The following is an 11669-nucleotide window of genomic DNA, read 5'->3' as shown; positions in this document are numbered from 1 at the left end:
CTGCCTTGACATCGCAGGGGTCGCCAGTTCAATCCTTGCCACGCCCACCATGGAAAGCCCAGCCGATCCATTATCAGCGGGGCTTTTCTATTTGCCCCTCCGCAACATGATTGGAACGCGGCGATGAATGCAGAACCGATGCTGGCCGGCGTAGAACTCGGCGGAACCAAGGTCTTCGTGCTGCGTGCCCGGGGCCGTACCATTTTGGATAGGGAAATGATCCCCACCACGACCTCGGCCGAGACGCTGGGCAAGGCGGTGGCAATTCTCGAAGCCTGGCATGCGCGGCAGCCTTTCGCGGCCATGGGAATCGGCAGCTTCGGGCCATTGCGGCTCGATCCCCATGCCGCCGATTTCGGCATCATGCTGCCGACGCCCAAACCCGGTTGGGCAGGCGCCGATATTTTCAGGACACTGACCGCCCCCTTCGACTGTCCGGCAGTCATCGACACGGATGTCAATGGCGCGGCGCTGGCCGAACTGCGCTGGGGGGCGGGCGCGCAAGGGCCGGCGCCCTCTGACAGCCTGTGCTATATCACCATCGGGACCGGGGTGGGTGGCGGCTTTGCCTTCAACGGCCGGACGCTGCGTGGCGCCATGCATCCGGAAATCGGCCATATCCGGGTCCCGCGCGCGCCCGGCGATCGCTTTGCGGGCAGTTGCCCCTTCCATGGCGATTGCATCGAAGGACTGGTGTCCGGCCCGGCGCTGGCCAAACGCTTCGGCGTGCCGGGCCATGAAATCGATCCCGCCGACCCACGCTGGGACGATGTGGCGAATGATATCGCCCACCTCGTCTCGACCATCCTGCTCGGCACGGCGGCGCGTCAGCTGCTGATCGGCGGTGGCGTCGGCATGGGGCGCACGGGCCTGCTCGACAGCGTGCGAGAGAAGGTCGTCACCCAGCTCGGCGGCTATCTGCCGCACGTCGACAAGGACAGCATCGGCCGAATCGTCAGCGCGCCGCTGCTCGGGGATCAGGCCGGCCCGTTGGGCGCCGTGGCGCTCGCCATGGACGCGCTGGAGGGCGCGGGCGTCAGCTGACCAGATTCTGTCCCAACAGATGCAGGGTGCGCTCATCGATCCGAACGAAAGCGCGCACGCAATCCAGTTCCGCCAGAGGCGCCGTGGCGACATCACGCGCCAGCACGATCCGCAACCGCCCGGCGACCATCCGCGCCTCGCTGATCGCATCGCGCCCGCCAAGAGCTTCAACGATCTCGGCCACCGGCTCTGCGGCTTGGTGGCCGGGCGACGTGGGCGCCATCTCCACCACCGACATGCCATGGGCCGCAGCCTGCCGGATTTCTTCGGAAATCTGGTCCGCCATCGGCCCGATGATCACCTGCACGGCCTGAGCCGAGGGGCGCAGCACGGCGACAGCGCCCAGCGCCTTGAGCGCCGCCTCATCGACCAGTGCCTGATCCTGCACCACCAGTCGCAGACGGGTCGTGCAAGCGCCGATCGTGTCGAGGTTGGCTGCACCGCCCAACGCCTTGAGATAAGCGCCGCCGCGCTCAGCCGGACCGGCATCTGCCACCGCTTCCCGGCTGGCCTGCCGCCCCGGCGTGGCAAGATTGAACCGTCGAATGGCAAAACGGAACACGCCATAATAGATGGCGAAATAGGCAAGCCCCACCGGCAACAACATCCATGGCCGCGCCGCCCGCCCATAATTCAGCACATAGTCGAACAGGCCCGCGGAAAAGCCGAAGCCCAGCCTTACGCCCAGCAAATCCATCAGCACCATCGACAGGCCGGTCAGCACCGCGTGAATGGCGTAAAGCAGCGGCGCCAGGAACATGAAGCTGAACTCGATCGGCTCCGTCACGCCGGTGAGGAAGGAGGTGAGCGCCAGGCTGAGCAGCATGCCGCCCACTGCCTTTTTCTGGTCCGGCAGCGCCGAGCGGTACATGGCGAGACAGGCTGCGGGCAGGCCGAACATCATGACCGGGAAAAACCCCGCCATGAACGCGCCCGCATGGGGATCGCCCGCAAAGAAACGGCGCAGGTCGCCGGTCGTTCCGGCATAGTCACCCAGCACGAACCAGGCGACATTGTTCAGGATATGATGCAGCCCCGTCACCAGCAGCAACCGGTTGAGCAGGCCGAAGCCGAACAGGCCGAAGCTGCCTGACGCCACCAGCCCCTTGCTCGCCAGGCTGAGGCCAGCGTCCAGCGCGCTGTAGCTCACGCCGACGATCAGCGCCATCAGCACGCCTGCGCCGCCCGCGACGATCGGCACGAAGCGCCGTCCGCCGAAGAAGGAAAGATAAGCCGGCACCTCGATCGTCGCATAGCGATTGTACAGGAGCCCGCCGATCAACCCGGCGCCGATGCCGATCGGCACGTCGAGGCGAGCAAAGGCCTTGATCTTCCAGGCCTCCGCCACGGTTTGCGCGACTGCATCGGCCAGGCCCGCCGTCACGTCCGGCGGCACGTCCAGCAGAACCCGTCCACCATGCATCGCGACCAGATAACAGACCACGCCCGCCAGCCCCGCCGCGCCGTTGCCGTCGCGCGAAATGCCTGTCGCCACGCCGATGGCGAAGAGCAGGCCAAGACTGGAAAACAACGCATCGCCCGCCGCCGCCAGCAAAGGAATGCCTAGCAGGTCCGGCTGACCCAGACGCAGCAGCAGCCCCGCCACCGGCAGCACCGCGATCGGCAGCATCAGCGCGCGACCGATCGGCTGAAGCGATCCGACAATCTTCCTCATGCCAGAAACTCCTCTTCAAAGCGGCGGGCCAGCGCCCGCACCTCTTCCGCCGATTCCATTTGCAAGGCGCGCCCGGCATGGGCGCGGCAGTCAGCGATGGACAGCCGCCGCACCAGTGTCTTCACATCAGGCACGAAACGCGGCGCAGCCGACAATTCGGTCACGCCCAATCCCAGCAGCAGCGGGATCGCCAGTCGATCCGAAGCGAGGCCGCCGCAAACGCCGACCCACCGTCCGTGGACCCGCGCGCCCTCTGTGGCGAGAGCAATCAGTTGCAGCACCGCCGGATGCAGCCCGTCGACTCCCGCCGCGACCGCCGGATTGCCGCGATCCATCGCCAGCGCATATTGGGTGAGATCATTGGTCCCGATCGACAGGAAGTCGGCATAACGCGCCAGCGTCGCAGCCGTCACGGCGGCGGCGGGCGTTTCGACCATAATGCCGATCTCCTGCCGGTGCGACAGGCCCATCTCCGCCTTGATCGCCGTTACGCGCGCGCGCACGGCCTGCAATTCCGCGACGCTGGCGACCATCGGCACCATGATGCGGCATTGGCCATGCGGCACCACCGACAGGATCGCGCGCAGCTGTTCGTCCAGCACATCCGGCGTCGCCAGACCGACGCGGATGCCGCGCAGGCCAAGCGCCGGATTCTCCTCGGCCTCGATTGGCAGATAGGGGGCAGGCTTATCGCCACCGATATCGAGCAGGCGCACGATGAGCGGCCTGCCCTCCAGCTTCGCGGCAATCGCGCCATAAAGCGCGGCCTGATCCGTCGCCGTGGGCGCGGTATCCCGCTCCAGGAAAAGAAATTCGGTGCGCAGCAGGCCCGATCCCTCGGCGCCGTGCGCCATCGCGATCTCGGCATCCTCGACCGAACCCAGATTGGCGAAGGCTTCGATCCGCACCCCGTCGCGGCTGACGCAATTCTCCCCTGCCGCCGCGACCATGGCTTCTCGTGCCACCACCCGACGGGCGACCTCGGTCCACGCGGCCTCCAGCACATCCCAAGCCGGATCGACATGCAGCAAACCGCTGTCGGCATCCAGGATCAGCGCGACCTCGTCAGCAATCTCGCCCAGGGCAGGACCGACCGCCACCAGAGCCGGCAAGCCCCTGGTCGCCGCCAGGATCGCCACATGCGATGTCGGTCCACCGCGCTCCAGCACGATACCGACGACATTGGCGTCGAGCGCCATCACCTGCGAAGGCAGCAGTTCATCGGCGAGCAGGATCGTGCCCGGCGCGAAGCTCAACGCCTCCTCCGGCGTGCCGGTCAGGATGCGCAACATCTGCCGTTCCAGATCGACGAGATCATCGGCCCGCTCGGCAAGGCGCGCATCGCCCAGATTGCGCATGATTTCGGCCATGGCCCGGCACGCCTGCCGCCAGGCATGGCCTGCATCATCCCCCTGCCCGATCCGCGCATGGACGTCGAGTTGCAACGCCGGATCTTCCAGAAAAGCCGCATGGGCACGTCGGATCGCAACGCCCGTCTCGTCACCGGATGCGTCGGCCAGCTGGAAACGCATGGCATCCAGCGCCTGGGTCAGCCGCTCCGCTTCCTTCTCCGCGCCTGCGCCATAGCGCGGCACCTCGATATCCTGCACCCGAAGCCAACGCGCCTGCCCCACGGCATAGCCCGGCGCAGCCAGCGTTCCCGCCAGAGCGTCCTCCGGCGCCTCCTTTGCTGCGACCACTGGTGCGGCGACCGGGGCCGCCTCGGCATGATCCTGCTCGTCCATACCGCCTTCGATCAGCGCGATCAGGGCTGCCATCGCCGCCTCGGCATCCACGCCGCTCGCCACGACATCCACCTCATCGTGCAGGCGGATGCCGAGTTGCAGCAGCGCGATCGGGGAACGAGTCGAGGCTTCACAACCATCCTTGACGATCCAGCTTTCCGCGACAAAGGCCCGCGCCGCTTCACCGATCCGCGCGGCGGGCCGCGCATGGATGCCGTGCGCCATCGGCACCCGCACCGTGCCGCCCACCCGAACGCCCCGATCGTCGCGCATCACTCCGGCCACAGGCTCGGCGGGTTCGAGGTAGATCAGGCCTTCGCCCACGCCGACGACCTTGCCGGTTTCGGCTCGGGTGATGCGAAACCGCTCCGCATTGGTGACGATCACCGGCGTCATCAGCGAAGGCACGGCCTGCGCCACGCCATCCAGGTCGAAGCGCAGCAGCGGTTGGCCGCGGGTCACCTGATCGCCGATCTTCACCAGCGGATCGAACCCCCTGCCGCCCAGCGCGACCGTATCGATGCCCAGATGCATCAGCACCTCGACCCCGCCTTCGCCCCGCAGCGTTACCGCATGATGGCTGGCATGCAGCGTCAGCACTTCCCCGTCGCAGGGCGCGTGCAGCACGTTACCCAGCGGATCGATGGCCACCCCATCGCCCAGCATTCGTCCGGAAAAGACGGCATCCGGCACATCGTCGATGGCCGTGGCCCAGCCCTGCAAGGGCGAAGTGAGGATGATCGAACCCATTACGTCCCTTTCGCCCCGATCATGCTGCCGGGATCGCGCTATTGTTCGCCGTTATTCCCGAGCCGAAATGTTCCATTTCACTGGCAATCACTAATCTCCTGGCAACTCTCGGGCGCTCAGGCGACCCGCTTGCCGCCGATCCAGGTGCCGCGAACGTTCAGGTCGCGGTCCAGCCAGACGAAGTCCGCGCGATAACCGGGCGCCAGCAGGCCGCGCTCCGCTCCCAGGCCAAGGAAGGCTGCCGGATTGGCCGCCGCCATCGCGACCACATCGCCAAGCGGCAGGCCGAGCGCATGGGTGTTGCGCACCGCCTGCGCCATGTCGAGGTCGGACCCCGCCAGCGTTCCCGCGTCATTCACGCACACGCCATTTTCGACCGTGATGTGCTCGCCGTTCAGCACGAATTCCTTGGTGGCGCTGCCGACGCTCGGCATGGCGTCGGTGACCAGCAGGAACCGGTCCAGCGGCCGCGCCGCCAGCGCGATCCGCGCGGCAGCCGGGTGCATATGCGCGCCGTCGATGATGAGTCCACAATAGAGCGTCCGGTCCTCCAGCGCGGCGCCGACCACGCCCGGCTCGCGGTGATGCAGAGGCGACATCGCGTTGAAGAGGTGCGTCACGCCGGTGGCGCCCGCATCGATCGCTGCCCGCGCCTGCGCATAGGTCGCGTTGCTGTGGCCGATGCTGACGATCACCCCCGCCTCGACCAGCGCGCGGATCGCCGCGACGTCATTCTGCTCGGGCGCAAGCGTCACCATGACCTTGCCCCGGCGTGGCGCGGTCAGCAGCGCCAGCGCCTCGTCATCGAGCGGGCGGAAATTTTCGGCATCATGAATGCCCTTGCGGGAGACATTGAGGAACGGCCCCTCGACATGGATGCCGATGACGCCCGGCACCCCCCGCTCGATCGCCTGATCGACCGCATCGAGCGCCTGCGCGATCACCGGCAGGCCGCAACTGATGAGCGTCGGCAGGAAAGCCGTCGTGCCATGGGGCGCATGAGCGGCGCCGATGCGGGCAATGGCGTCCACATCGGGCTGATCGTTGAACAGTACGCCGCCACCGCCATTGACCTGCGTATCGATGAAGCCCGGTGCCAGCCAGCCGCCTTCCAGATCGAGCGCCTCCCCGCCCGCTTCCTTCAGCGCGCCGATCCGTTCCCCATCCAGTTCGAATGCAGCGCTGTCCGACTCGGCGTCGCGGGTCAATATCCGCCCATTATGAAAGCCGATCACGCTCATCGCGTTTCGGTGACCTTGCGTAGAAAGGGCGGCTGGTCGGGATCGAGGCCACGCGTACGAGCGAGCTTTTCCGCCGCGCCGTAGAAAGATTGGATCATCAGAATCGGCTCCAGCACCGCATGGGTGGAGAGCACCGGCAGCTTCCCCGCCGGATCGGCCAGCAGCACATTGGCACCACGTTCGGCAAATTCCGCCGCCGCCTGCCGCACGTCATCGCCCGACTTGTCCGACGTGGCGAAGGCCAGCACGGGGAAACCGTCGCGCACGATCGCCATGGGCCCGTGACGCACTTCGGCGCTGGAAAATCCTTCGGCATGAAGGCCGCAGGTTTCCTTGAGCTTCAGCGCCGCTTCCTGCGTCACCGACAAGCCATAGCCGCGGCCGACGATGAACAGGTTGCGCGCATCGGCCAGCACCTCGACCATCGGCGTCCAGTCGAGGGCATAAGCCTGCTCCAGGTGCGCGGGCAGGGCGGAGAGCGCCTCCAGCAGCACCATGTCACCGCTCCAATGCGCTGCGAGCGCGGCAAGGCCAGCGATGGAGGCGATGAACGATTTGGTTGCCGCCACCGATGTCTCCGGCCCGGCACAGAGCGGCAACAGCACGTCGGCCAGAGCAGCGAGCGGCGACGTCTCATCATTCACCAGCACGACAACATATGCACCGGCCTGCCTGTAGCGCTCGACCGTGGAGAGCAGGTCGGGGCTGCGCCCCGATTGCGAAATGGCGATCAGCAACGCGCCGGTCTGCTGGAGCTCCGCCGCGAACACCGAAGTCACGGAGGGCGCAGCCGAAGCGACCGGCAGGCCCAGCAGCGTCTCGATCAGATATTTGCCATAGGTCGCGGCATGATCCGACGACCCGCGCGCGCAGGTCACGACAAAAGAAGGAGGATTGGCGCGCAGATGTTCGCCAAGCCGCCGCAAGCTGTCCGCATTCCGTTCAACGAAACGGGCAACCGCCGGCCCACTTTCACCGGCTTCACGCCCCATCGCGGAGGACCACCGCTCCACACTCACATCTGGCATTCTAATTCCCTGGCGCCCGAGATGTCGGGCTAACTGGCGTTTAGTTCCGCAACGACGTCATAAGCATCGCCACGATAATAGCTTTGGGTGAACTCCACGGCCTCGCCATCGGCCAGGAAACCGCGTCGTTCGATGAACAGTCCGGCATGGCCGGTTTCGACGCCGAGGCGCTTCGACTGATCGGACGGAAAATGCATGGCGCGCAGCCGCTGCAAGGCACGCACCGGGCGACAGCCATTGGCCTCCAGCGCGCTGTAGAGCGAATCGACCACCGCATCGAGATTGGGCAAGCAATGGCCCACGATGGTCGAATATTCGACCGCCATCGGCACATCGTCGGCAAAGCGCATGCGCTGAAAGCGATAGACCCGCGTGCCGGGCGACAGGCCCAGCGACAACGATTCTTCCGGCGTCACCAATCCGACCGACTTGGAAAGCCACTCGCTGCTGGGTCGACGCCCGCGCGCCATCATATCCTCGGAAAAGGAGGAGAGTTTGGAAAAGCTCTTGTCGACGCGCGCGGCAACGAAGGTTCCTGCGCCACGCCGTCGCACCAGCAGCCCTTCCTGCGCCAACCCGTCGATCGCCTTGCGCACGGTGATGCGCGACACGCCATATTCCTCGGCCAGATCGCGTTCCGCCGGGATGACATCATCCTGCACCAGAAGCCGGCTCTGGATGGCCTGCCGCACCAGTTGCTGCAACTGAAGATAGAGCGGCACCCGCAGGTCTTCCTGAAGCAGACCAATACGATCGGAAAAAGACGTCATACCCCCCTCATTTGCAACGCGGCTCTCTGACAGGGAGCGTAAAGGACGGTATCGCACAGCACAATCCAGTCGATAGGTTATATATTGGTATTATACAAGCCTTAAAAATACGGCCTGCCACAAGTCAATCACCGTTTTCCTGCATATGGGGCGCAACGCGATTGTGCAAACCATCCCGTGACAGAATCATCACATGACCTTCTCACAAATCGCTGTTCCTGGGCGTATTATATCCAGGCCAAACAGCCTCGATCCAGCGCCGCCCTCCCTGAACACAATACCAATTTCTCCCGATCTCATAAAAAATATCTTCATATTTCAAAAATTTACAGGAATTTTCCCAATATTTTTTGGAAGGTTTCATTTTTGTGTAGATTTTGCGATGGTAGCGTATAACAATTGACCATACCAAATCTGGTTATGAGAATACCTAAATAGAACCATAATTGGTGCGGCGTATCCTGCCATTGGCTGGCCGCCGGATTGCAAGGGTAGCGCGGCAGGCGCTTGATAGGGGATTGTTCAATGGCTTTGCGACGGACCATATTTCTCGCCACCAGCGCGCTCGCAGCGCTTCCCGCAGCCGCCTTCGCGCAGGCTGACATCCAACCCGCGGCGCAGGCTCCCGCCGCCGATAATGGCGAGATCATCGTCACCGGCATCCGCGCTTCCCTGCGCAACGCGATCGAACTCAAGAAAGAAGCCAATGCCGTCGTTGATGTGATCAGCGCGGAAGATATCGGCAAATTCCCCGACCGCAACGTCGCCGAATCTCTCTCCCATGTACCCGGCGTGAGCATCGACCGCCGCTTCGGCGAGGGCGAAAAGGTCGCCATCCTCGGCACCGACCCGGCGCTCAACCGCATGCTAGTGGACGGCCATGGCCTCGCCTCAGCGGACTGGGGCGGCAACGACAACGATCCGTCCAGCCGCACCTTCAACTATTCGCTACTGGCACCCGAACTGGTTGACCGTCTTGAAGTCTATAAATCACCCGAAGCACGGATCGAGGACGGCAGTCTGGGCGGCACGGTGATCGTGCGCACACGCCGGCCGCTCGACCTGAAGGCCAATACGGTCTTCGCCTCGGGGGGCTATTCCTACAATGATCGCGCGAAGAAAGGGAATATCCGCGCGTCCGGCCTCTATAGCTGGAAGAACCAGGACGAGACTTTCGGCGTCCTGATCGCGGCGACCTACGACAAGCAGAACCTCGTCCGATCGGGCGTGGAATTCTTCGGTTATGATAATAACCAGCCCAATGCCGACGGCACCTATAACAGCCCGTTCGTGAACCGCGATGCGAACACCGGCGCGCTTTCGCTCAAAAATCCCAACGCGACGATCAGCGGCGGCACGATCGAGGATCTTTACAAGGCAGCCTCGCCCTTCGGCATCAACTATGCCTATTTCCAGCAGCAGCGTAAACGCGCCAGCGTATCAGGCACCTTGCAGTTCAAGCCGGCCGACAACCTGACACTGACCGTCAACGGCCTGCATATCGAAGGCAATTACAATAATTACAGCCAGTCGATGTACACCATCCCCGGTGCATGGACCGGCAGCGTGCTGGAATCGGCGACCGTGTCTAACGGCGTCGTGACGCAGGCCAGCTTCGGCGCCGCCCCCAATCAGAGCGCGCAGCTCGATACGTTGGTCCGCCGCACCAGGCTAAAAACCGACAATCTGAACTTCTACGCCGATTGGGAAGGGGACAGCGGGTCCAAATTCTCCGTCACGGCAGGCTGGAGCCGCGCGCGGGGCGGCCGCAACCCGGAATATCTGTTCAACGTCCAGACGAAACTTCCCTTCAGCTACAGCATCACCCCCAGTTCGGCCGAGGTGAATTTCGTCGGCGACCTCACCAATCCGGCCAATTATTTCACGAACCCCAACAATAATCCGGCGCAGATCGAAGGCAGTCCGGTGCTGGTCAACGGCACACAGTTGAACGCCGCCCAGATCGGCGGCCTGGACTATAGCGTCACCACCGACCGCGACATCTTTGCCGGTTACGACGCGACCATCCCGGTTTCGTTCGGGCCGTTCACCGAAGTGCTGCTTGGCTCGCGCTATACCGAGCATGTCAACCGCGTCGATGCCCGCGGCATCAACACCTATCTCCAATCGTCCTTCACCGCCGACCAGTTGGGCGTCGAAACACTGACCACGCCAGGCAGCGTGTTCAGCGGCACGGGGGCAAAGGGCAACGCAACGGTTTATCTGAACCTGCCCGAACAATCTGTCATCGACATCCTGGCCAATGCCATCAACACCGATCTGGTGAACAAGGTCGGCGCCTCCACCAAGGTCAAGGAAACCATCGCCGCCTCTTACGTCCAGGCCAATTTCGAACAGGGCGGGTTCCGCGGCAATATCGGCGGTCGCCTGGTCTACACCCAGGATATCTCACATTATGCATTGACCCTGCCGACTGTGGCTGACCCGACGCCGGTTCCGGTGCCGACCACCACGACTACCGATTATCTGAAGTTCCTGCCCAGCTTGAATATCGCTTATCAGGTCAGCCCGCAGATAGTCCTGCGCGGTGCGGTGGCGAAGGTAATCTCGCGTCCCCGCTATCAGGATCTGGCGGCATCGATCACGCAGAACGATGTCACCTATGACGCGGGTGGCGGCAATCCGAACCTCAAGCCCTATGAGTCCACCAATTACGAACTCACCGCCGAATATTATCCGCGACCCGGCACCTTGCTGTCGCTGGAACTGTTCCGCCGCGACATCAGCAACTATATCATCACCACCCGGCAGGAAGGCGTAACGCTGTTCAACTCGCTGACCGGCCAACTGGAAAGCAAATATAGCGTCCAGCGCCCGATCAACGGCGGCAAGGCGAAGGTCAATGGCATCCTGATCAACGGCCAGGCGGAAATCTGGGGCGGCTTTGGCATACAGGCGAATTATTCCTATCAGGACAGCAGCACCTCGACCATTCCAGGGATCGAGGGCGAGTTGAACCTGCCTTACCTTTCGAAGCACACGGTCAATGTGATCCCCTATTTCGAGAAGGGACCGTTTCAAGCGCGGCTCAGCTACAACTACCGCACCGACTATTTCCGCACGATCGGCCGTCTGGGTTCGATCGAGAAGGTCGCGCCCTATAACCAGTTGGACTTCTCGGCCAGCGTTGCAATCAACGAGGCAATCTCGCTCACCTTCAACGCGCAGAACCTGCTGGACGAAACCTATGTCCAGTATAGCGGTACGAAGGATCGCCCCTCGGCCTTCTACAAGAATGGACGAACCTTCGCAGGCAGCGTCAGCGTCCGCTTCTGACCGGTTAGGAACTGGCCCCGGCTTCCCTCCCATCCCTCCCGGCCGGGGCCAGTTCCACCCTTCTCTCCGTCCGTCAGTCCTTGCAGGGCAGACGGGCTCCATGGCAGGTAACTGCCGCG

At 63.8% G+C, this 11669-nt stretch carries 7 protein-coding genes; 2 read left to right on the top strand and 5 right to left on the bottom strand.

Features of this window, described 5'->3' with window-relative positions; genetic code table 11:
* Window positions 1-138: 138 nt before the first annotated feature.
* A complete protein-coding gene (locus RUH75_RS17990; RefSeq protein ID WP_313808536.1) occupies window positions 139-1044 on the top strand; it encodes an ROK family protein in 906 nt (301 codons plus the stop codon).
* On the opposite strand, the gene nagE is transcribed toward RUH75_RS17990, so the two are convergent.
* The 5 genes from nagE to RUH75_RS17965 form a co-directional block, all read right to left on the bottom strand.
* Window positions 1037-2719, bottom strand: coding sequence for an N-acetylglucosamine-specific PTS transporter subunit IIBC (gene nagE / locus RUH75_RS17985; RefSeq protein ID WP_313808535.1), 1683 nt, complete (start codon window positions 2717-2719; stop codon window positions 1037-1039). The two genes, RUH75_RS17990 and nagE, sit on opposite strands and share 8 nt — an antisense overlap.
* Complete coding sequence (gene ptsP / locus RUH75_RS17980) at window positions 2716-5214, bottom strand: phosphoenolpyruvate--protein phosphotransferase (protein ID WP_313808534.1); 2499 nt, start codon at window positions 5212-5214, stop codon at window positions 2716-2718. Before ptsP ends, nagE begins: the two co-directional genes overlap by 4 nt.
* A gap of 116 nt (window positions 5215-5330) precedes the next feature.
* Window positions 5331-6455: an N-acetylglucosamine-6-phosphate deacetylase gene (gene nagA, locus RUH75_RS17975; RefSeq protein WP_313808533.1), complete on the bottom strand. Its 1125-nt coding sequence runs from the start codon at window positions 6453-6455 to the stop codon at window positions 5331-5333.
* Window positions 6452-7483 (bottom strand): SIS domain-containing protein, encoded by a 1032-nt coding sequence (locus tag RUH75_RS17970; protein ID WP_313808532.1) that lies wholly within the window; start codon window positions 7481-7483, stop codon window positions 6452-6454. The genes nagA and RUH75_RS17970 overlap by 4 nt, the downstream gene beginning before the upstream one ends.
* Window positions 7484-7512: 29 nt before the next feature.
* Window positions 7513-8253 (bottom strand): GntR family transcriptional regulator, encoded by a 741-nt coding sequence (locus RUH75_RS17965; protein WP_313808531.1) that lies wholly within the window; start codon window positions 8251-8253, stop codon window positions 7513-7515.
* Window positions 8254-8778: 525 nt separating this feature from the next.
* Between RUH75_RS17965 and RUH75_RS17960 the strand changes: the two genes are divergently transcribed.
* The gene (locus RUH75_RS17960) at window positions 8779-11550 is read left to right on the top strand and encodes a TonB-dependent receptor (RefSeq protein WP_313808530.1); all 2772 of its coding nucleotides are present in this window, start codon (window positions 8779-8781) and stop codon (window positions 11548-11550) included.
* Window positions 11551-11669 lie beyond the last annotated feature (119 nt).

This window comes from Sphingobium sp., from assembly GCF_032153725.1.
GTDB lineage: Bacteria > Pseudomonadota > Alphaproteobacteria > Sphingomonadales > Sphingomonadaceae > Sphingobium.
Note: the sequence above shows the minus strand (reverse complement) of the source record. Positions and strands in the feature narration are given on the sequence as shown.